The organism is Streptomyces sp. NPDC057486, assembly GCF_042802415.1.
In the GTDB taxonomy this organism is placed as follows: Bacteria; Actinomycetota; Actinomycetes; order Streptomycetales; family Streptomycetaceae; genus Streptomyces; species Streptomyces yanii.
Genome location: NZ_JBHVEE010000004.1, coordinates 112,858 through 132,836 on the forward strand (window position 1 = coordinate 112,858; position 19,979 = coordinate 132,836).

General features: G+C 69.4%; 17 protein-coding genes. 3 read left to right on the top strand and 14 right to left on the bottom strand.

Features of this window, described 5'->3' with window-relative positions; genetic code table 11:
- Positions 1-7: 7 nt before the first annotated feature.
- The 9 genes from ACFU6I_RS04020 to ACFU6I_RS04060 form a co-directional block, all read right to left on the bottom strand.
- Positions 8-1,162, bottom strand: coding sequence for an SGNH/GDSL hydrolase family protein (locus ACFU6I_RS04020; protein ID WP_384361163.1), 1,155 nt, complete (start codon positions 1,160-1,162; stop codon positions 8-10).
- Complete coding sequence (locus tag ACFU6I_RS04025; RefSeq protein ID WP_384361165.1) at positions 1,159-2,238, bottom strand: DUF1565 domain-containing protein; 1,080 nt, start codon at positions 2,236-2,238, stop codon at positions 1,159-1,161. Before ACFU6I_RS04025 ends, ACFU6I_RS04020 begins: the two co-directional genes overlap by 4 nt.
- Positions 2,235-2,864, bottom strand: a complete 630-nt coding sequence (locus ACFU6I_RS04030) for a DUF624 domain-containing protein (RefSeq protein ID WP_384361168.1) — start codon at positions 2,862-2,864, stop codon at positions 2,235-2,237. The genes ACFU6I_RS04025 and ACFU6I_RS04030 overlap by 4 nt, the downstream gene beginning before the upstream one ends.
- A gap of 2 nt (positions 2,865-2,866) precedes the next feature.
- Positions 2,867-4,849 (bottom strand): hypothetical protein, encoded by a 1,983-nt coding sequence (locus ACFU6I_RS04035; protein WP_384361171.1) that lies wholly within the window; start codon positions 4,847-4,849, stop codon positions 2,867-2,869.
- A 3-nt stretch (positions 4,850-4,852) separates the two neighbouring features.
- The gene (locus ACFU6I_RS04040; RefSeq protein WP_384361174.1) at positions 4,853-6,640 is read right to left on the bottom strand and encodes a heparinase II/III family protein; all 1,788 of its coding nucleotides are present in this window, start codon (positions 6,638-6,640) and stop codon (positions 4,853-4,855) included.
- A complete protein-coding gene (locus ACFU6I_RS04045; protein WP_384361177.1) occupies positions 6,628-7,392 on the bottom strand; it encodes an SDR family NAD(P)-dependent oxidoreductase in 765 nt (254 codons plus the stop codon). Before ACFU6I_RS04045 ends, ACFU6I_RS04040 begins: the two co-directional genes overlap by 13 nt.
- 104 nt (positions 7,393-7,496) lie before the next feature.
- Positions 7,497-8,420 carry a carbohydrate ABC transporter permease gene (locus ACFU6I_RS04050; RefSeq protein WP_384361180.1) on the bottom strand — a complete coding sequence of 308 codons (924 nt, stop codon included), beginning with the start codon at positions 8,418-8,420 and terminating at the stop codon, positions 7,497-7,499.
- Positions 8,407-9,375, bottom strand: a complete 969-nt coding sequence (locus ACFU6I_RS04055; RefSeq protein WP_384361183.1) for a carbohydrate ABC transporter permease — start codon at positions 9,373-9,375, stop codon at positions 8,407-8,409. The genes ACFU6I_RS04050 and ACFU6I_RS04055 overlap by 14 nt, the downstream gene beginning before the upstream one ends.
- 12 nt (positions 9,376-9,387) lie before the next feature.
- Complete coding sequence (locus ACFU6I_RS04060; protein ID WP_384361186.1) at positions 9,388-10,656, bottom strand: ABC transporter substrate-binding protein; 1,269 nt, start codon at positions 10,654-10,656, stop codon at positions 9,388-9,390.
- A 226-nt stretch (positions 10,657-10,882) separates the two neighbouring features.
- Between ACFU6I_RS04060 and ACFU6I_RS04065 the strand changes: the two genes are divergently transcribed.
- Complete coding sequence (locus tag ACFU6I_RS04065; protein ID WP_384361189.1) at positions 10,883-11,953, top strand: LacI family DNA-binding transcriptional regulator; 1,071 nt, start codon at positions 10,883-10,885, stop codon at positions 11,951-11,953.
- Positions 11,954-12,193: 240 nt separating this feature from the next.
- On the opposite strand, the gene ACFU6I_RS04070 is transcribed toward ACFU6I_RS04065, so the two are convergent.
- From ACFU6I_RS04070 to ACFU6I_RS04080, 3 genes are all read right to left on the bottom strand, one after another.
- Positions 12,194-12,727: an Lrp/AsnC family transcriptional regulator gene (locus ACFU6I_RS04070; RefSeq protein WP_384361192.1), complete on the bottom strand. Its 534-nt coding sequence runs from the start codon at positions 12,725-12,727 to the stop codon at positions 12,194-12,196.
- An 81-nt stretch (positions 12,728-12,808) separates the two neighbouring features.
- Positions 12,809-12,934 (bottom strand): hypothetical protein, encoded by a 126-nt coding sequence (locus ACFU6I_RS04075; RefSeq protein WP_384361195.1) that lies wholly within the window; start codon positions 12,932-12,934, stop codon positions 12,809-12,811.
- Positions 12,935-13,032: 98 nt separating this feature from the next.
- The gene (locus ACFU6I_RS04080; RefSeq protein ID WP_345517094.1) at positions 13,033-14,481 is read right to left on the bottom strand and encodes an aldehyde dehydrogenase family protein; all 1,449 of its coding nucleotides are present in this window, start codon (positions 14,479-14,481) and stop codon (positions 13,033-13,035) included.
- A 336-nt stretch (positions 14,482-14,817) separates the two neighbouring features.
- Between ACFU6I_RS04080 and ACFU6I_RS04085 the strand changes: the two genes are divergently transcribed.
- Positions 14,818-16,182 carry an APC family permease gene (locus ACFU6I_RS04085; protein ID WP_384361199.1) on the top strand — a complete coding sequence of 455 codons (1,365 nt, stop codon included), beginning with the start codon at positions 14,818-14,820 and terminating at the stop codon, positions 16,180-16,182.
- 188 nt (positions 16,183-16,370) lie between these two features.
- On the opposite strand, the gene ACFU6I_RS04090 is transcribed toward ACFU6I_RS04085, so the two are convergent.
- The gene (locus tag ACFU6I_RS04090) at positions 16,371-17,024 is read right to left on the bottom strand and encodes a class I SAM-dependent DNA methyltransferase (protein ID WP_384361202.1); all 654 of its coding nucleotides are present in this window, start codon (positions 17,022-17,024) and stop codon (positions 16,371-16,373) included.
- Positions 17,025-17,250: 226 nt separating this feature from the next.
- Between ACFU6I_RS04090 and ACFU6I_RS04095 the strand changes: the two genes are divergently transcribed.
- Entirely contained in the window at positions 17,251-17,886 is a 636-nt protein-coding gene (locus ACFU6I_RS04095; RefSeq protein ID WP_384361204.1) for a LysE/ArgO family amino acid transporter, read from the top strand.
- 64 nt (positions 17,887-17,950) lie between these two features.
- On the opposite strand, the gene ACFU6I_RS04100 is transcribed toward ACFU6I_RS04095, so the two are convergent.
- On the bottom strand, positions 17,951-19,801 hold the full coding sequence (locus tag ACFU6I_RS04100; RefSeq protein WP_384361206.1) for a serine hydrolase: 1,851 nt from the start codon (positions 19,799-19,801) through the stop codon (positions 17,951-17,953).
- Positions 19,802-19,979: the final 178 nt, after the last annotated feature.

Sequence of the window (19,979 nt, forward strand, 5' to 3'; positions counted from 1 at the left end):
GCGGCCCTCACAGGAGGTGTCGGCGGTCGACGGCCGCGGCGAGCGCCGCATGGCCGGAAGGGTTGGGGTGCAGTCCGTCGCCGCTGTCGTGCGCGGGCAGCATCCGCGAGGGGCGGTCCGGATCGCGGACTGCGGCGTCGAAGTCGGCGACGGCGTCGAAGACCCGCCCCGTGCGCACGGCCGCGTTGATTTGCTGCCGTACCGCTTCGAGCTCGGGCGTCCAGCGGGTCCAGCCCTCGAACGGGGTGATGGTCGCGCCGACGGCCCGCAGCCCGGCGTTCCGGGCGCGCAGGACGAGCTGTCGGTAGCCGGCCAGGATGAGTGCAGGGTCGGTCTGGCTGGGCGGCTGCTGAAGGTCGTTGACCCCGAGATGGACGAGGACGGTGCGCAGCCCCGGCAGCGACAGCACATCGCGGTCGAAGCGGGCCTGACCGCCCGGCCCGAACCGGGCGTCGTCGAGCAACACCCGGTTGCCGCTGATGCCGAGATTGGCGACGGCGGATCCGGGCAGCCGTCGCGCCAGCTGGTCCGGCCAGCGCAGATCGGCGTCGTCGGGCGTGCCGACGCCTTCCGCGATGGAGTCGCCGAGCACCGCGATCACCGGCCCGTGTGCGCCTGTCACTTCGACGGCCGTCAGCAGGAACACGGAGGTCGTGCGGGTTCCGTCGACGCTGTGCGAGGCATGCGTGTTGCGGTGGAAGGAGAGCGGTCCGGTGGGGCCGGGGAGCCGGGTCTCCACGGTCAGCCGGGCTCCGTCGGGGGTACGGAGACCGGCGACCGGATCACTCGTCAGGGAGGCGCCCGCGGCGACCCACGCCTGCTGCCGTCCGCCGAACGTCACCGGCTGCCCGCCCGCCGTCACCGGGCCGATCAGGACGGGTACGGTGCCGAACGCGTGCCCGTACCGCAGCCGGACCTGTCCGCCGGCCGACAGCCGCACGGTGGCGGTGAACGTCCCGTCGGTCAGTCCGGCGCTCGCCACGGTGTCGGTGGCGGTCGGCGCGGTCTGCGCGGTCGCCCAGGACGTCGTCCAGCGCGACCTGCCCGCGCCGCTCCTCGGTGCCTCGGCGGCCTGCGCACCCGGCGCCGTCGCGGCCGCCGCGGCGAGCCCTGCCGCAGCTGCCGTCAGTACCCCGCGTCTCGCGGGTCCCCGCCCGGTCACCGGGGGCACGCACCCGTCGGGGCGTACTCGCTGCCATAGGTGCCGACCGCGTCGCCGCCCGTGTTCCCGCTCATTTTGTTGGTGCAGACGGGTCCCTGCGGGGTGCGCATGAACTTGATGCCGCCGCCCGCGTTGCCGGTGATGGTGTTGCCGTAGACGCTGGTGTCGATTCCGTCCGTGGCGGTGTCGCCGCCGAGCCGGATGCCCGCGCCGACGTTGTCGTGAATGGTGTTGTAGCGGAAGATGTTGCCGCTGCCGCGCGCGTCGAGCCCCCCGGAGCTGGGGTCCTTCTGACCGCTGCAGTCGTTGTACTCCACGTAGTTGTTGGTCGAGTTCTCCTTCACGTCGACGCACTCATTGCCCTGGGTGGCGATGGTGTTGTGGTGGATGCGGTTGTTCTTGCTGATGTCGGGGGCGGCGTCCGGAGCCCCGTTGGCACCCTGCTGCTCGGGGGCCGTGCCGAGGTAGATGCCCTCACCGTTCTTGCCACCGCCGCCGAACTCGAAGTCGGCGACGCCGCAGTGGGTGATGGTGTTGCCCGAGATGTCGGCTCCGGTGACGAGGTAGCGCACCCGCAGGCATTCGTCGGCGGCATTTTTCAGCGTCATGCCGGTGATGCGCAGCGCGCCCACACCGTTGCCCGGAGTCGTGCTCATGACATATATGAGCTTGAGGCGGTACCCCGAGACATCGGTGGACGACCCGTGCAGCCCGTCAACGGTGAACCCCCTCAGCGTGGTCGAGTCGTGCTGCACCTGAATGATCCGGGCGTTCCCCGCCCCCTTCACCACGGCGGTCGAGGGACCGGTGATCGTGACGCCGGAGCGCCTGGTCACCACGTCCTGCTTGTACGTACCGGCAGCGAGGTTCACCACCGCGCCCGTCGGCGCCAGGTCCACGGCCTTCTGGATCGTGGCGAGCGGGGCACCTGCCGACGTGCCCGCGTTCGAGTCGCTGCCCGACGGCGACACGTAGTACGCGGTCGCCGCCTCCGCCGCGACGGACGGCGGCGGGCAGGCGAGTGGAGCTGCCGCGGCGAGCGCGGCGACGAGAGTGGTGCGTAGTACACGGCTCATGGGGTGTTCCTCCTGGGATCGGCGAAGGACAGAGCGAGCAGTACGGGAATGCTCGGGCCGAGAAGCAGCGGCCCCAGCGGTACGACGAGGGAGAGCAGCACGGCGGAGATCACCGCGCCGAGCAGTGCGGTGCCACGGGCGGCCGAGCCGAAGCCGAGCACCAGCGCACCGCGCGACCAGTCGCGGACGCGGCCGCCGGGCGTACGGCCCGCCTCGGCCGCCAGCGCCACATGGTGGATGACGGCGGCCGCCGCGATGCCCACCTGCGCGGCGAGCACCACGAACGTCCAGGGCTCCGAACGGCCCAGCAGATGGACGATGTTGGCCGCGAGGACGAGCGCCGCGGCGGTGGACGCCAGGGAGTGCCGCCACAGCGCGCGCCAGTACTGCGGGAATGCGGTGAACACCTGGGTGAAGCAGCGGCTGTCGTCCTCCGCGCGCCACTTCTGGAGAGAGTGTCCCATCGCGGCGAGCGCGGGCAGCCAGGTCACGACGCCCAGCGACAGCACCGCGAACGCGGCCCCGGCAGCGGCCGGATAGGCCACGAACTCCAGCCGGCGCAGCAGTGTCGGCCAGCCGGACAGGGTGCCGGCCCGCGGCTTCCGGGCCGAGAGGGTTGCCTGCATGATCAGCCGACCTTTCCTGTGTACGGCTCCGCGACATCGAGGAGCACGCGGCCGTTCAGCCGCAGCCGTGTGGCCGCGACCACGTACGGGGCGCTGTCACCGTCGCCGAGCAGTACGGCGGCCGCGTCGGCAACGACATCGGCGGTACGGATCCGGCGGGCGACGGGGGAGAGCAGCACCGTTTCGCCGTCGAAGGCGACTCCGTGCCCCTCCAGGCACGCGGCCTGCTCGCCCGGGCCGGATGCACCGGGCGTGATCGTGGTGAGGAACAGCCCGGAGACCGTCCGCGCGGTCGTCGAGCGCAGTGTGTGCAGCGTGCGGGTGAGACGCAGCTCCGGTGTGCTGGACGTCGGATTGGCCTCCACCTCGGTGACGTCCGAGGTGACCGATGCGTCGTGGGGCGCGAACTGCCCCACCCGGGCCACGGCGGCGCCGGACCGGATCAGCCGTGTACCGTCCGGCTGCGGCTCGGTCGGCCGGTCGGTCTGGAGCAGGAACGTCCACTCCCGCTCCGTATCCGCCTCGGCAAGGTCCAGGAGCACCAGCCGCCCCGACGGGGTGAACACCAGCGTCCGGTCGAGCCGCCGCACCCCGAGCTCCGGGTCGTACATCGCGGCGATCTCCGCCGTGGCGTGCGCCCAGCCGCAGTCGTCGTCGAGGAGCACATCGCGCTGCCGCGCCTGCCGCTCGAACGGGATGTCCTGGTAGACGTGGTAGCGGTCCTCGTCCGCGTAACCCTGTCCGTCCACCAGCAGCAGGTTGTGGTGCGCGGCCCGCTTCCGGTTGCTGTACCCCTCGTCCACCGCGAGGAATTCGCCCTGCGACACCAGCACGAACGAACCCGAGTCGGGGTGGTGGTGTCCCTGGTTGAGCGTCTCCCAGCCCCGCTCGGCCCGGTGCTTCGCGGAGGTCTCCCACGCCTTGTGACCGCCGCCCGGGCTCGCCTTGAAGGAGACGAGCGTGGCGTCGTCGTCCCATCCGGTACGCGCCGCGAGCAGCCCCAGATCCGGGAAGAACGCCCGGGTCCCGGTGGGCCGTGCGGCCGGGACGGACGGGTCGTACCAGAGGTATTCGAGGTACGCCTCCGGCAGGATCCCCGGCCGCACCCCGCTCTCCGACGCCTCCTTCCACAGGAGTTCGCCCGACGCCAGATCGCCCATCCACTGCGCCTCCGGGATGCCGTACTGGGCAGCGAGGCGGTAGTACAGGCCCGCGCTGTGCCCGCTGCGCCGGTCGTGGCAGTCGCCGTGGTCGACATTGCGGGCGAAGCCGGGGGCGGTCTGGTGCAGCCGGTAGCGGAACGTACGGGAGAGGAAACCGCCGCGGTCCCACCAGCCGATGCCCTCCGCCTCCTGGAGGAGGTCCAGTTGGATCGCCAGGAACGGCACACCGTAGCGCCAGTAGACGACGCCCTCGGCGTGCGAACCGTCCTCCGGCATCAGATCGAGGACCGTACCGAGATTGTCCTTGGCGCGCTCGGTCCATTCCTCCTTGCCCAGCACATAACCGGCCGTCGCGAGCCCCGCGTGGCAGATCCAGTTGTGGTTCTGCCAGTACGACGACGACCACCAGCCGCCCTCGCCCGCCACCGCGAACTCGTACATCCGCCGCCCCTGGAGCAGCAGCTTGTACCGCAGCAGCGCCCGCACCCCGTCCGGCAGATCGTCACCGATCCACCGGTAGGCGAGCGAGAGATGATGCAGCAGCCAGCCGGCGTCCAGATCGTGGTCAGGCATGTGGGCCTTGCCCCAGTGCGGCAGCCGTACGGCCGCCTCGATCCAGCGACGGCTCTCCGCCAGGTGGGCCCGGTCGCCGCCGACCCGGTAGGCCAGCGCCGGGTTGGAGGCGGCGGGACCCAGCCAGGTGATGCTGGCCAGGGGATGCGTACGGGGCGGGGTCAGCCCGCGGTGGCGGGCGGCCTCCTCGTACAACCGCACCTCCTGCGCGGGACGCGGGCCGGGCGGCGGGGTCGCCGAGAGCAACAAGGGTCAGTCCTCCGTCCGGAACCGTGCCGTACTGCCGTCGGTCAGGCCGACCGTCAGTCCGTCGGCGTCCAGCTGTACGTCGGTGACGGCGGGGCCCGCCGACGACGCCTGGTACACCGAGGCGAACACGACCCGCTGCGCGTCGGCGGTGAAGTCGACGCGGGTACGCATCCGTTGCGGATCGTCCGCCGGGCCCGGTCCCGGCCGGGTGACCGGACGGACCGGCACACCGTCGGTGTGGGTGTGCCAGCCGTGCAGTGTCTCGTCGCCGTACCACGTGGTGCGCACCGGACCGACTCCCTGCAGCTGGATGTCGAGCGCGACGCCGGGGCGCAGCTGCGCGGTGAACTGCCGGGCGTCCTCGGCGGTCAGCGTCAGCAGGTCGACGAGAAAGCTGTCGCCGAACGCGATCCGTCGCACCGCCCGGACACCCTCGTACGCCTGGGTCACCTCGGCCGTGACGGAGGAACCGTCCGAAGCGAGCAGCTTCCCGGTGCACTCCGCCTGCTCGGCGCGGTCCGCCCGGAAGGCGGGATGCGCCTCCGTGGACGTGTACAGATCGCGGAACTCCGCATGTGCATAGGGAACTTGGCCGGGATCGGGCTGCCATGGAGTGGTGTCACCGTAGAGATAAAGCGACAGCTTGTCGCGATGGCCGTGCGAGCCGCCGTGCGGACCGAAGTCCAGCAGTGCGTGGATCCCCGCACCGTGCAGCACTGCATATCCGGCCTCGCCGAACACCGTGACCGGACCGGCCGCGGGGCGTACCGGCAGCGGCGGGCCCATGAACCAGCCGCCCAGTTCCCGGTCCAGCCCGTCGTCGTGTGCGCCGAGCTCGGCCCGGGCCCGCTCCGCCACCGCATCCAGGGCAGGGGACGGAACCAACTGCTGTGCCAGCGCGACAAGTTCGAGCCACTCCAGGGCGAGAGGGCGACGCAGATAAGGTCCGTCGTGCAGTGCGGGAAGGATGCCGCCCGGCGTGGCGATCGCCGCCAGTACATCCGTCATCCCGGTCAGCACGCCGATCACGTCGGACGGAACGGCCGCCGGGTCGGTCGAGCGCAGCGCCAGCAGCGCGGCCCGCAGTACGAACCCGTGGTAGTAGGTACTGCCCTCCCACTCCCAGCCGTCGTCGGCGACCGCGACGCGCAGATGCGCGTACAGCCCGTGCTCGCCGTCGAGCCACACCTTCGCGCCGTCCCATTCCTCGCCGCGCGCCGCGGCGGCACCACGACTCGCCGCCACACCGGCGGCGTTGAGCCACGCGGTGTAGTTGGAAGCGAGATGCCCCTGGCCGGTCAGCACATCCCGGGCGTCCAGCGCGGCCCGTTCCAGATCGTCGAGGAGCGGCAGCACCGCGCCCAGACCGTCCGTGGACTCCTCGGCGAGCGTGATGACGGTGTGCCCGATGCCGACCGCCCAGATGGCATCGGTCAGGGCCTGGTGGAAGAGCCGGCCGCGCAGCATCCAGGTCTGCGCCTCGCCGTGCCGCTCGGTGGCGAGCTCCGCGTACAGACCGGCGTACTCGACGAGCCGCGCCACCGCCTCCGCCCGCTCGCCCCGGTGGGCGAGCACCCGCAGATGCCGCGCCCACGCCTGGTGCGACAGCACCAGCCAGGCGCCGCGCACCGCCTCGTCGTCCACCCGGCAGCCGTACGAGCAGCGCGCACCGCCGTCCGGGAAGACCCCGGAGAGCAGATCACCGTGATCGAGCTCGACCCCGTGCGCCGGGCAGACGTACGCGTGCCACCAGCCGCCGCGCTCCCGCGCGATCCGCCTCAACGCGGCCATACGCCACCGTCGATGTCCACCGTGGTGGCGGTGAGGAAGCCGGACGACGGCGACGCCAGGTGGACGACGGCCGCTGCGACATCCTCCGGCGTGCCGGCCCGGCCCACCGGGATGCCTGCCTCCATCGCCTGCTGCGCCTCGGGCGCGGTGAACGTGTCGTGGAAGGCGGTGCCCTTGATGAAGCCGGGTGCGACGGTGTTGACCGTGATCCCGGTGCCGCCGAGCTCCTTGGCCAGCCCCTTGGTGAAGCCGCGGATACCGGCCTTGGCCGCCGCGTACGCCACCGAGCCGGGGCCGCCACCGTTGTGCGCGGCCAGCGACGACATGGTGATGACGCGCCCGGCGGGGGACTTCGTCAGATGCGGCAGTGCGGCCCGCACGGTACGGAACGTCGACGTCAGGTTGGTCGAGATCACCTGGTCGAAGTGGTCGTCCGTCATTTGGGCGATCGTGGCGCGGCCGATCAGATGGCCCGCGTTGCAGACCAGGACGTCCAGGCCGCCGAGGAATCCGGCCGCCTCCTCGACGACCCGATCGACGTCCGCCGTCACGGTCACATCGGCCTGGAACGCCTTCGCCCTGCGGCCCAGAGCCTCGATCGCGGAGACCGTCTTCGCGGCCTCGTCGGCGGAGGAGTGGTAGTGGACGGCGACATCGGCGCCGGCCCCGGCGAGGGCGACGGCGATGGCGCGGCCGATGCCGTGCCCCGCTCCTGTCACCAGTGCGCGGTAGCCGTTGAGATCAGCAGACATGGAGTAAGTACCTTTCGAAGATCGGCCGTTCGGCCGAAAGCCGGTGACCTGGGACCTGATCCGGTGACCTGGGACCTGATCCGGTCACCGGTGACCCGATCCGGTCACTTGAGACCGGCGGTCGCGAAGCCCTGCACGAAGTAGCGCTGGCCGATGAGGAAGAGGATGACCATCGGCAGGGTGGCCAGCGTGGTGCCGGCCATCAGGAAGTGCCACTGGGGACCGTTCTCCGTCTTGAAGACGGAGAGCCCCACCTGGATCACCCGCAGACTGTCCGTGCGGGTCACCAGCAGCGGCCAGAGGAAGTTGTTCCACGACGACTCGAAGGTCAGCAGCGCCACCGTGGTGAGCGCGGGCTTGACCTGCGGCGTCATGATCCGGGCGTAGATCCGGAACTCGCCCAGACCGTCGAGCCTGGCCGCCTCCTCCAGTTCCACCGGAAGGTCCAGATAGAACTGCCGGAAGAGGAAGACCGCGAACGGGGTGACGGCACCGGGAATGATCAGCGCCCACCAGGAGTCCAGCCAGCCGCTGCCGCCCTGGCCGAAGATGTCGTTCCCGCCGGCCAGCGGCATGAAGCGGACGATCAGGAACTCCGGCAGCACCTTGGTGTACGTCGGGATCATCAGTGCGGCGATGAAGAGGTAGAAGATGACCTCGCTGCCGCGGAACTTGATCCGCGCCAGCGCGTAACCGGCCATCGACGCCACGACCACATTGATGACGGTGTGACTGGTCGCGATGATGAAGCTGTTGCGTGCGTACGTAGCGAACGGCGCCGCCTTCAGCGCGTCCACATAGTTCCCGAACTCCCAGTGTTCCGGCAGCAGCCCGGCGTCCTGGGAGGCGATCTCCACCGGGGTCTTGAGTGAGGTGAGCACCATCCAGACGAACGGCACCACCATCAGCAGCGAGACGACGGTGAGGGTCGCGTAGAGCGCGATCCGGCCGGGGGTGACCGGCTTGTCGTTCCGCTGAGGCCGGGACTTCCCCGCGACCCTCGGCGCGTGGAGCTCAGTTGTGGCCACGGGTGCCTCCCATGATCCGCCGGTTCACCAGGGTGAAGCCCATCAGCAGCACGAACAGCACCAGTGACTGGGCACAGGCGTAGCCGACGCGGAACTCCCGGAAGGCGGACTTGTAGATCTCGTACGTCATCATCGTGGTGCTGTTGGCGGGACCGCCGTCGGTCAGGATGTAGATCTGGTCGAAGGACTGGAACGCGCTGACCATCGATGTGATGAGGACGAAGAACGTCGCGGGCTTCAGCAGCGGCACGGTGATCGAGAAGAACTGCCGCACCTTCGAGGCACCGTCCACCGAGGCCGCCTCGTACAGCTCCTTCGGCAGGGACTGCAGCGCGGCCAGGTAGATGAGCATCTTCATGCCGATGCCCTGCCAGATCCCGACCAGGATCACGGAGGGCATCGCCCATGAGGTCGACGCGAGCCAGGCCGGTCCGTCGATCCCGACGAACGACAGGAGTGTGTTCAGCAGCCCGTTGCCCGGGTTGTAGATCCACAGCCAGACCAGCGCGATCGCGACGGTTGCCGTCACCTGCGGCAGGAAGACCGCAGTGCGGTAGATGCCCCGGGCCTTCAGACCGGTGTGCAGCGCCAGGGCGACGAGCAGTCCCAGCAGCATGCCGAACGGCACCGTGAAGAACGTGTAGATGACGGTGTTGACGATGGACTTGCGGAAGACCGTGTCGCCCATCATCTCGCTGAAGTTGTCCAGACCCACGAACTGCGGCGCCGTCAGCACGTCGTACTTCGTGAAGGCCAGGACCACCGATGCGACGACCGGCAGGCCGATCCAGAGCGAGGCATGCAGCAGCGCGGGCGCCACCATCAGCATGCCGGCGCGTTGCCTGCGACGCCCCGGCCCCGTCGGTGCCCGGCCGGTGCGCTTCTTGGCGACCGCGCGTCCGTCCGGGGCGGAGGGCGGCGCGGGACGCGCCTTCAATACGGATGCAGCTCCCACTGTGACGGGTCCTTACATCCGGCCGATCGCGGCCTCGGCGAGCCGGCCGAGTTCAGCGATGGCGTCCTTCGCCGACTGGTTGCCCACGATCGCGGGCTCCAGCGTGGGCTTGATCTTCTCGCGGATCTCCATCCAGGCGGGGGTGCCGCCCTCGGAGCACGCGTCGCCCATGCTCTGCAGGGAGAGCTCGACGAACTTGTTCTCCTTCACGTACGAGGTGTCGCTTAGGTCCTTCAGGCCGGGCACCGAACCGCGCTGCTTGGCAGCGCCGAGGATCGAATCGGGCGAGGCGAGGTACTCGACGAGCGCGAGGGCCGCCGCGGGGTGCTTGGAGCTTGCGGACTGGGTGACGAGCGTGCCGCCCTGGAGCATCGCGGGCTTGCGGTTGGCGAGGATGAACGCCCCGAGCTTGTCGTCCTCGAGCAGCTCCGGCGCCTGGTCGCCGACCTGCTTCCACAGCCCGCTGGTCGACATCATCATCGACGCCTTGCCGGTCTGTATGTTGGTCGGGGCCCCGAGTTCCGTCTTCTTGGCGTAGTCGGCGGAGCCGTCCTTGATGAGGTCCTTGAAGAACTGGAGCGCCTCGACCCCGCGCCCGTCGGTGAACAGCACCTTCTTGCCGTCCGCGCTGAACAGCTGGCCGCCGTTGGCGAAGAGGAAGGTCTCCCAGCACTGGCGCAGATCGATGGAGAACGGGTCGAATCCGACCCGGCCGTTCTTGGTGAGCTGCTTGGCCACGGCACGCAGCTCGGCCCAGTTCGCCGGGGTCTTCTTGATGCCGGCCTCGGCGAAGTGGTCCTTGCGGTAGACGACGATGCGGGTGTCGAGGACGACCGGCAGCGCGTACAGCTTGCCGTCGTACCGGGACGGCTCCAGTACCCGCTTCTCGTAGTCGTGCGCGGCGGCGAGCTTCTCCGGCAGTTCGGCGATCGCCTTCTTGGCCGCGAACGGCGGGATCCAGCCGACTCCCATCATCAGCACGTCGGGCAGCAGACCGCCCGCGAGACCGGTGGTGATCTTCTCGTTGAGCTGGGCGTACGTGGTGTAGTCCACGTTCACCTTGACGTCCGGGTACTTCTTCCGGAAGCCGCCGAGGATCTCCTTCTCCAACAGCGTCTTGCCGTCGGCGCCTTCATACATCGGGGTGAGGAGCGTGATCTCACCCTCAGCGGCACCGCCGGCGGAGTCGGCCGTCGACGTGCCGGTGCCGCACCCGCTGAGGGCGGCGGCAGCGGTACCCGCGCCGATGGCAGCAAGCAACGACCGTCTTTTGAGTTCCATGGGACACCCCTTTTGAGGTGGAGACTGTGGATCGATCCAGCGATGGCATCCCAACTATGGCTGGGAAGCGCTGGTAAATCGATGCACTGATGCTAGGAACGCCCCAAGAGGGACGTCAACAGCTGATGCTCAAGAATTTTCGGGGAAGTTAACAGGTGTACCGGTGAAGAGAGTTCAGTAAATCGGTACACTAGTCTGGTGGAACGCGTTCCGAACCGGAGGTGGCATGAGCGGGGTAACGATCCATCAGGTCGCGGAGGCTGCGGGGGTCTCCGCGAGCACGGTCTCGAATGTCCTCAACGGGCGTACGGACCGTATGCAGGCGACCACCCTGGCCCGTGTCGAGCAGGCGATTGAGCAGCTCAGCTACCGGCCGAACCGTGCGGCACGGATGCTGCGCACCGGCCGGATCAAGGTCATCGGTCTGATCGTGCCGTCGGTGGCCAACCCCTTCTGGGGTGCGCTCGCCCGCGAGTTGGAGGCCATCGCGCTCGCCGAGGGCTACCACGTGCTGCTCTGCAACAGCGAGCGCGATCCGGCGCGTGAACTCAAGTACGGCGAGGAGTTGCTGGCCGACGGGGTGAGCGGAGTGGTGCTCTGCTCCTCACTGCCGTCTCTCGACCATGTGGCGCCGTTGCTCAGTCGCGGTCTGAAGATGGTCGCCTTCGACCGCACCGCCCAGGCGGGCGACCCTCCGTCGCTGGCCAGCATCAGTGTGGACAACGCGATGGGCGCCGAGCTCGCCACGCGTCATCTCATCGAACTGGGCCATCGGCGCCTCGCGTTCGTCTCCGGCTCGGTCAACAGCGTCAACCGTCGTGAGCGACTGCGCGGCTTCCGTGCGGCCCTTGAGTCCGCGGGGCTCGACCCGGCCGACGCGGTGGTCTGGCCGGGCGCCGACACCGCCGAGTTCGGCGACAAGGACGCCGCCGAGCTGGGCCGTAACGCCGCCCGGGAGCTGCTGTCCGGACCGCGTCCGCCCACCGCGTTCGTCGCCATCAACGACATGTGCGCGATCGGGATCTGCCGGGGCGCGAAGGACGCCGGGCGCACCGCCGGACAGGACGTCTCGGTGGTCGGCTTCGACGACATCCTGCTCGCCGACCTCTTCGAACCGCCACTCACCACGGTCCGCCAGCCGCTTCCGGAGATGGCTGCCGAGACGTTCCAGCAGCTGAGGGCCCGGATCGACTCGGCGCCGGTGGCCGGGCGCTCGCTGCTCATCCGTCCGCGCCTGGTCGTACGGGAGTCGACGGCGACGGCGCCGGCCGCTGTGCCTGCCCCCGCATCCGCCTGAGCCGGACAGCGGGCCGGGCTCCGAGAAGCAGCGAGTTCCGTGGCGGTTGACGGCAACGTCGGCGGACCGGAGCCGCCGGCCGGCAGTTCTCCGCGGACGACCCCACCGGTCTCGGTGTTCGGCGGGGCGTCGGGTGCGGCGCCGGGGGTGTCGATGCCTTGGAGCTGGAATCGGCGTCGGGCGTGGGCGTGGACGGTGTCGGTGACACCGATGGAGGCGAGCCGACGCTCGCGACGCGGCTCAGGCGCGCTGGTCGAGACCGGCGCTGAGCGGCGGTTGCGGGGCGTCGAGCAGAGAGGCGTCGACCTCACCGACGCCCCAGCCGTACGCCAGCTTGTGCACTTCCAGCACGAAGAACGAGTCGGTCGAGACGACTCCGTCGATGTGATGCAGTCTGCGGTTCATCAGGTCGGTGAAGTGGTCGGTGTCCCGGCAGATCACCTCCGCCATCACGTCGTAGGTGCCTGCCGTCATGATGACGTACGAGGTCTCGGGCAGCTCCCGGAGACGTCGGCAGACCTCCTGCGCACTGCCCGGTCTGACCCGGATGCCGACCATGGCGAACCGGTCGAAGCCGATGGTGAGCGGGTTTGCGATGCCGACGATCTGGAGGATGCCGTTCTCCTCCATGCGCTGGACGCGGTATCGCACGGAGGAGGCGGGGATGTCCAGTTCTTCGGCGATCTGACTGTACGGGCGGCGGCCGTCCGCTTGGAGCGCGGCGATGATCTGGCGGTCGGTGTCGTCCAGGGGGCTGCCACCCAGCGTGCTCATGCTGTTGCTCCGGCTCTCATGTACGGTCCGCCACGATGTGCGGGCCCGGATCCTTGGTCGTACGGGCCTATCCTGCCCGGCTCAGGAGTCGAAGCCGCGGCCGAGTCGGTCCAAGGTGCGCAGCCACAGGTTGCGATGGCCGATGACGGCCTTGGTGTCACACAGTCGGCTGCGACGGTCGGTGGGGCGCGGACCTGCGGTGGTCATGTGGCGGGTACCTCGTTGCCGGCTCGGCGGGGCAGTGCGGGCCGGGACCCCGATGGTGTCGGGGCCCCGGTCGGCGGGCGTCCGGGCGAGCCGCGAGCTCAGAGACTGATGACGCCGGTACGGGTGTCGGTCATGTCCATGAGCGTCCACTTGCCGCCGATGCGGCCCCAGCCGGTGGAGCGGTTGCCGGCGCCACCGAAAGGCATGTTGATGTCCCACCAGTTGTTGCTCTCGTTCACGACGACCTGGCCGACGGCCATTTCCTCGATGAAGCGGAAGGCGGAGGTCATGCTGCGGGTGAAGACGGCACCCTGGAGGCCCAGTTTGTCGTCGTTGGCGATGCGCAGAAGGTCGTCCTCGTCCTGCCCGGTGATGATCGGGACGACCGGGCCGAAGGACTCCTCGCGGGACAGCAGGCTGTCCTCGGGCACCCCGTCCACCACGGTGAACTCGTAGTAGAGGTCCGTGGGGTGCCCTGAAGCGCGCTTGCCGCCGAGCAGGATGCGTGCGCCGCGCTCGCGGGCGTCGGCCATGTGGCGGTCCATCTTGGCCGCGACGCCCTCGTTGTTGAGGGGGCCGAGCACCGTCTTGGGGTCGAACGGGTCGCCGAGGGTGATGCGCTGGGCCTCGCGGAGCACGGCCTCGACGAACTCGTCGTGGATGTCCGCGTGCACGATGACGCGTTCGGTGGCGCAGCAGACCTGTCCGGCGCAGGGATAGGCACCGTCGACAGCGGCCTTGGCGGCGGCCTCGACATCGGCGTCGGCGAGGACGACGAGCGGCCCGTTGCCCGAGCACTCCATGATGGAGCGCTTGAGTCCGGCGGCGGACTGGATCTTCGCGCCGGTCGCGGTGGAGCCGATGAACCCGATGGCGTGGATGCCCTCGTGGCGTACCAGCGCATCGCCGGTGTCGCCCTCTCCGGGCACGATGTTGACGAGGCCGTCGGGCAGTCCGGCGGCAACGAACGCCTCCATCGCCTTGAGGACGGTGAGCGGGGTGTTGGCCGGCGGCTTGACGACATGGGCGTTGCCGGTGGCGAGACCGGGGGCGACGAACTCCGCGAGCATGAGCAGCGGGAAGTTCCACGGCGTGATGATGCCCCAAGTGCCCACCGGGCGCTGGAAGGTGAACATCCGCTTGGTGTTGTCGGTGGAGGGCAGTGTCTCGCCGTGCAGTCGTACGGCGTCCTCGGCGTGCAGGTGGAAGAGCTTGGCCGCCTCCTCGATGTCGGCGACGGACTCCGCGAGCGGCTTGCCCTGCTCCATGGACTGGAGGCGGGCGAGTTCGTCCACGCGCTTGCCGAGTTCGGTACCGATGCGGTGGCAGAGCTCGGCACGGGTCCACACGTTGGTCGAGGCCCAGGCAGGCTGCGCCTCGTTGGCGGCACGCACCGCGGCGTCGACGTCGGCGGCCGCGGGCAGCGGGAAGGTGCCCACGAGTTCGCCCGTCGCGGGGCTGATGACCTCGTGGGTGGTCCCGGAGGTGCCTTCGGTGTACGTGCCGTTGATGAAGAGCTGGTGCCGGTCGGCGGTCGGGGTGGTCATGCGTTGGCCTCTCTGTCCTGTCCTGACCGGGAAAGGGCGCATCGGCTCCGGACCGCGCCGGCCCGGGTCCGCTGCGATGACTGGAGACTCGCTGGGCAATCAAGGGCTGTCAAGACTGCGGAATGAGCAAAAGTGGAAGCTGATCACTGCTTTTTCATGAGTATTGACAGACATTTTTCGCCTCCCCTATAACCAGGCGTCATCGACTGTCATGTCTGCGCCCACTCTGAGGGGAACGCCATGTCATCCCAGCCACAGATCCCAGCCCCGCCCTCCTCGGACCCTTCGGCCTCCTCGGGATCGACGGGTGCGTCCGCCCCGGCACTGCCGAAAAAGATGAGCTGGTTCGACGGATTCGCGATGTCGCTGACCATGCCGGCGGCGCTCATCGCCTCGCTCGGCGCCTCCATCGGCGGACTGGGCGCCTGGGGTGCGATCGCCCTGTGGGCGGCCTCGATGGTGCTGGCCACCGCGACGAACTGGATCTACACCGAGATGGCCGCGATGTTCCCCGACTCCTCCGGAGGGATCGCGCACTACGCGACCGAGGGCTGGAAGAAGCGGGCGCCCGTGGTGGGCCCGATCGCGAGCATCGGTTACTGGTTTCCCTGGACGACGGCCCTCGCCGTCTACTCCGGACTCATCGGCTCCTTCATCCAGGCCCAGTGGTTCCCCGGCCAGGACTGGAGCGTGGAGTTCGGGCCGGTGATGGTGGACTTCCCCATAGCCGTGGGCCTGCTCGTGATGCTGCTGCTGTTCGGCGCGGCGATGATCGGCCTGCACGTCGCCATGTGGGTCGTATACGTCACCGGCGGTGCGCTGCTCGTGCCGCTCGCCGTGTTCATCGTCCTGCCGCTGTTCTCCGGTGACTGGAGCGCGCAGGGCCTGCACTGGAATCTGCACGGCGCCGCGGGTCTGCGCGAGGCGCTGGTGTGGCTGTACGTCATGGCGTGGACGTCGTTCGGTGTGGAGGTGTGCGCGACCTTCGCCCCGGAGTACAAGGACACGGTGCGCGACACCTCCCGGGCCCTGCGCGCCGGTGTGCTGTTCTCCCTCGGTGTGTTCATCCTGCTGCCACTGACCCTGTCGGGGTACGTCGGCGAGAAGGCCATCGGCGAGGAGCCCACCACCTTCTTCATCGGAGCCTTCCAGGACCTGGTGGGCGGCGCCTCCGACCTCATGGTGGTCTTCCTCGTCGCCTCGCTGCTGCTCATCATGATCACCGGTCTCGCGGACGGTTCCCGCGTGCTGTACGAGATGGGCAAGGCGGGGCTCACCATCAGGCAAGTGGGGGTGCTGAACAAGCGCGGTGTGCCGGCCCGGGCGCTGCTGGTGGCCCTGGTGCTCAATGCCTTCGTGCTGACGGTGCTTCAGACCCCGCTGGCCATCATCGTCACGGGCAACCTGGGATACATCCTCGTCCATGTGCTGGCGGTCTCCGGCTTCGCGCTGCTGCGAAAGGACCGTCCGGACGCCGTGCGTCCCATCAGACTGCACCGGTTCTTCGTGCCCCTGGCCTGGACGCTGGCCGGGTTCCTCACCGTGGTGCTGGTGGTGGGCGCGACCGGCTTCTCCATCACCGGATACGGCGGCTACACGGAACTGGGAGTGGCAGTCGCCGTTCTGGTCGTGGCGGTACTGCTGTGGCTGTACCGGACCAAGGTGCAGGACCGGCCCGTCACCGGCTCCGGGGGCAGGTGAGGCACGACCCTCGGCCCCGGGCGTCGCACACCCCTTCTCGCCGCCGCTGCGGGGGAACGCCACATGGTGCGGCCCGCATCGACTGCTGCCGGGGAACAACCATGTGCTGCTGAGATTCTTCGCCGCGCCCGAGAGGGCGGGACCGTCCCCATGGCGCCGGTTGGACATGGGGACGGGCCGGGCAACGACTACGGACGCGCCGGTTTGCGGACCATGAGGAATGCCTGGGGGCCTGCGTCCTTCCAGCCCGCCTCGCGCACGAGCCTGGCGTCCACGAGAAGTCCGGCCCGACTCAGGAGCTCGGCCACACGCTCGGGTTCCAGCCAGTAGACATCGAGCGCCAGTGCATGGCCGTACGCGTGGTCCAGATGCCGGATCTCGTTCCCGGCCTTGAAGGCCAGCAGCAGATGGCCGCCCGGGGCCAGCACCCGGTGGAATTCGGCGAACACCTCGGGCAACAGCTCGGGCGGGGTGTGGATGATGGAGTACCAGGCGACGATGCCGCCGAGACTGCCGTCGTCCAGGTCCAGGGCATTCATCGAACCCACGTCGAAACGCAGGTCCGGGTAGGCCTTACGGGCCACCGCGACCATCTCCGGCGACAGGTCGATGCCGCGTGCGGCCAGTCCCAGGGACTGCAGATGTCCCGTCACCCGCCCGGGGCCGCAGCCGATGTCGGCCACCGGTCCGGCATCGGTGGCCTGTACGAGTTCGACGAACGCGGCGAGCATCGCCCGGTCCAGCGGCCTGCGTCCGAGTTCCGTTCTCAAGAGCTCGGCGTAGTCGGCCGCGACGGTGTCGTAGGACGCCCGGGTGGTACGTACGTAGGTGGGTTCGGTCACGACCGAGAAGCGTAGTGGCTCGGTAGCGGCTCAACGGATCGCAGCACGGAGTCCCCATGTCGATGCGGCCGCACACCCGAAAGAAATGTGTTGCCCCCGCTCCCGCACGGCCCCACCATCTGCTCATGAACTCGATCACCGCCCTCCTGCCGACGACCCCTGCCACTCGACCGGTGCGGGGCCAGCAGCAGTCCGGCCGACCACGGAGGCCGATTTCTCTCCCCGCGTGAGCGCCGCCCTGGTCGCGGGGCTGCTGGCCGGCTTCGGCATTGCCATGCCGGTCGGAGCGATCGCGACCTATCTGGTGGCTCTCACCGCACGGACCTCCCTCGGAACCGGCGTTGCCGCCGCGCTCGGAGTTGCGACGGCCGACGGCCTCTATGCGCTGATCGCGGTCGTCGGAGGCTCCTCACTCACCCGTTTCATCGAGCCGGTCGCCCTGCCGCTGCGCTGGGCCTCGGCCCTGGTGCTCGTCGTCCTGGCGCTACGGAGCGCCACCACCGCGATCGGCCAGTACCGCAAGCGGCATTCGGTGTCCGGGTCCGACCGGACCCCGCTCAGCCCCGCGCGCGCCTATCTGGGGCTGACGGGTATGACCCTGCTGAACCCCACCACCGTCGTCTACTTCACGGCGTTGGTGCTGGGCAGCCGGGCGACCGCCGCCGCCCCGGACCGAATGGAACAGTCCGTGTTCGTCCTCGCGGCGTTCGCCGCGTCCGCCTGCTGGCAGTTGCTGCTGGCCGGCGGGGGAGCGCTGCTCGGCCGCGTACTGACCGGCGGCCGGGGGCGGCTCGTCACCGCCCTGGTCTCCTCCGTGCTGATCACAGCGCTCGCCGTCCATCTGTTCGTACCGGCGTTCTGACGCGCAACCAACCCGTCGAACCAGCGGCTGTCGGCCGGTCCGAACCGGCCGGCAGCCGCCGCTCTCAGTCGGCGGACACCGTCCACCCGTTCGCCTCGATGCGCCCGGCGTCGCCCGACCTGCCGTCGTCGAAGACGGTCCGGCCGTCGTCCTCGACCCGGATGCCGTCCACGTATGCCCCGCGCCCGACGTACAGCTGATCGGTGGTGTACCGCCACCGCAGCCGTACTTCCTTGCCCCGCCAGGCGGCCAGGTCCGCGTCGAGACGGTGCCAGACCCGCCCCGACCAGCCGGAGACGGAGCCTGCCGGATGCGGTTCCGGCTCCGCCCGGTGGGAGTCGGACGTCGTCGCCGCGGTGGTGAAGGGCACCGGCTGCCAGGTCGTCCCGGCGTCCGACGAGGCCTCCAGGAAGAGGTAGTCCGAGTCCGGCTCGGTGTCCCACCACACCGCGCAGCTCAGCGTGGCACGCGAGGATGCCGGACGCAGAGCGGGCAGTGCGAGCGTGGCGGAGGCGGCGCTCGCCATGCCGGAGAACCAGGCGGTACGGCCCCGGGCGGGGCGCACCGCGACCGCCCGCGCCATCTGGTTCGCGGTGGCGACCCGAGGTGCACTGCCGGAGCGCCATGTGCGAACCGGATGTACGGAGTTGCCGAGCACGATCAGGAACGAGTCGGTCGTCGGATCGAGGACCAGGCTCGTCCCGGTGAAGCCGGTGTGGCCCGCTGTGCTCGGGGTGGCCATCGCCCCCATGTACCAGTGCTGGTAGAGCTCGAAGCCGAGCCCATGGGCATCTCCGGGGAACGCGGTGTTGAAGTCGGTGAACAGGAGGTCCACCGAATCCTGGGAGAGGATCCTCGCGCGTCCGTAGACACCGCCGTTGAGCAGCGTACGGGCGAGGACCGCGAGGTCCCAGGCGCAGGAGAAGACTCCGGCGTGGCCCGCCACCCCGTCCAGGCTGTACGCGTTCTCGTCGTGGACCTCGCCCCAGACCAGCCCGCGGTTCAGGCCGGACCAGGGCAGCCGGGCGTCCTCGGTGGCCGCGATCTTCGGCTTCCAGGCGGCGGGCGGGTTGTAACGAGTGCGGTGCATCCCGAGCGGCGCGGTGATCTCCTCGCGCAGCAGCACATCCTGGGTGCGTCCGGTGATCTTCTCCAGGACCAGCTGCAGCGAGATGAGATTGAGGTCGGAGTAGAGATACACCGTGCCCGGCGGATTGGCCGGGACCTCGTTCCACAGCAGTCGCAGCTTCCCCTCCCGGGTCGGCTCCTTGTAGAGCGGGATCCAGGCACGGAACCCCGAGGTGTGCGTGAGCAGCTGACGGATCGTGACGTCCTGTTTGCCGCCACCCGCGAAGTCGGGCAGATACGAGGCGACCTTCGCCTCCAGTTCCAGTGCCCCGCGCTCGATCTGCTGCACGGCCAGGATCGAGGTGAACAGCTTCGACACCGACGCCAGGTCGAAGACCGTGTCCTCGGCCATCGCGATCTGCTGGTCCGCCGGGAACTCCACTCCGGTATCGGTCTTGTCGTCGTACGCCGCGTACCGGACCGCCTTGCCGATCGGCCGGTGCAGTGCCACCGTGCCTCCCCGTCCGGCGAGCAGCACCGCGCCCGCGTACCACGGGTGTTTGGGGGAAGCGGAGAGGAACCGTTCCGCCTCTGCGACCAGTTGGTCCAGTGGTCCCTGCAACAGCCCGGCGCGGGCGGCAGAACCGCGCCGCAGCGTCGGCTGCCCGTCGGCATCCGCATCCGAAGCGTCCACGGCGCCTGCTCCCGACGTTCCCGCCCCCGATTCCATGGCCGACGCCGTCTCCGCGAAAGGAATCGGTGCCAGGGCGAGTGCTCCGCCCAGTGCGAGCATCCCACCGCTCAGCCTGCGTCGGCTGATCCCTCTGCCGGTCGCGTCCTCGGTCATCCGGAACCCCTTCCTACCGGTTGAAAGTAACTTTCTTCATCCAGTCCTACGGTGAAACTTCCTGCCGCCGCAGAGATTACTGTCACCCCTGCCGTCCCGGAGGTCCCCGGCACCACAAAGAATCTGACACTGCATCAGAAAATCTCTTCCTTCGGATGTCCGACTGCGGCATCCTGCC

Coding starts and splice junctions, on each gene's coding strand:
- ACFU6I_RS04025 (WP_384361165.1), bottom strand. CDS start 2,238: ATGAGCCGTGTACTACGCACCACTCTCGTCGCCGCGCTCGCCGCGGCA.
- ACFU6I_RS04030 (WP_384361168.1), bottom strand. CDS start 2,864: ATGCAGGCAACCCTCTCGGCCCGGAAGCCGCGGGCCGGCACCCTGTCC.
- ACFU6I_RS04040 (WP_384361174.1), bottom strand. CDS start 6,640: ATGGCCGCGTTGAGGCGGATCGCGCGGGAGCGCGGCGGCTGGTGGCAC.
- ACFU6I_RS04045 (WP_384361177.1), bottom strand. CDS start 7,392: ATGTCTGCTGATCTCAACGGCTACCGCGCACTGGTGACAGGAGCGGGG.
- ACFU6I_RS04060 (WP_384361186.1), bottom strand. CDS start 10,656: ATGGAACTCAAAAGACGGTCGTTGCTTGCTGCCATCGGCGCGGGTACC.
- ACFU6I_RS04065 (WP_384361189.1), top strand. CDS start 10,883: ATGAGCGGGGTAACGATCCATCAGGTCGCGGAGGCTGCGGGGGTCTCC.
- ACFU6I_RS04070 (WP_384361192.1), bottom strand. CDS start 12,727: ATGAGCACGCTGGGTGGCAGCCCCCTGGACGACACCGACCGCCAGATC.
- ACFU6I_RS04075 (WP_384361195.1), bottom strand. CDS start 12,934: ATGACCACCGCAGGTCCGCGCCCCACCGACCGTCGCAGCCGACTGTGT.
- ACFU6I_RS04080 (WP_345517094.1), bottom strand. CDS start 14,481: ATGACCACCCCGACCGCCGACCGGCACCAGCTCTTCATCAACGGCACG.
- ACFU6I_RS04085 (WP_384361199.1), top strand. CDS start 14,818: ATGAGCTGGTTCGACGGATTCGCGATGTCGCTGACCATGCCGGCGGCG.
- ACFU6I_RS04100 (WP_384361206.1), bottom strand. CDS start 19,801: ATGACCGAGGACGCGACCGGCAGAGGGATCAGCCGACGCAGGCTGAGC.